General features: G+C 51.2%; 2 tRNA genes and 1 rRNA gene. All 3 read right to left on the reverse strand.

Annotation, left to right across the window (positions count from 1 at the left end):
* Positions 1 to 145: 145 nt before the first annotated feature.
* Positions 146 to 221, reverse strand: a tRNA-Ala gene (locus tag FQ705_RS30955).
* 36 nt (positions 222 to 257) lie between these two features.
* Positions 258 to 334: transfer RNA gene (locus tag FQ705_RS30960), tRNA-Ile, on the reverse strand.
* A 64-nt stretch (positions 335 to 398) separates the two neighbouring features.
* Positions 399 to 500, reverse strand: a 16S ribosomal RNA gene (locus FQ705_RS30965); the annotation flags it as partial.

Raw genomic sequence — 500 nt, forward strand, 5'->3', positions numbered from 1 at the left:
CAAATAGACGCTTCCGCTATCCAAATTACTACTTCTTCTAGATTGTTAAAGAACGACAGCCGATATCTTTCAATATCCTCTGACTGGCTCAATCGCCAATGACAAAGACTCGAGTCAACTGACCCGAACGTTTGTCATTGAAGATTGGTGGAGGCAGACGGGATCGAACCGACGACCCCCTGCTTGCAAAGCAGGTGCTCTCCCAGCTGAGCTATGCCCCCATACAGAGACCTCTCAGGTTTCTACCGCCAGACAATTGGTGGGTCTGGTTGGATTCGAACCAACGACCCCCGCCTTATCAAGACGGTGCTCTAACCAACTGAGCTACAGACCCCTGAGTCTGTCTTGATTTACAGCCGATAAGCGTGAACGCTCAACTTTCGCGGTATTAGCTCGAGAAAGGAGGTGATCCAGCCGCACCTTCCGATACGGCTACCTTGTTACGACTTCACCCCAGTCATGAATCCTACCGTGGTGACCGTCCTCCTTGCGGTTAGACT

Source organism: Paraburkholderia sp. BCC1884, from assembly GCF_900996225.1.
In the GTDB taxonomy this organism is placed as follows: domain Bacteria; phylum Pseudomonadota; class Gammaproteobacteria; order Burkholderiales; family Burkholderiaceae; genus Paraburkholderia.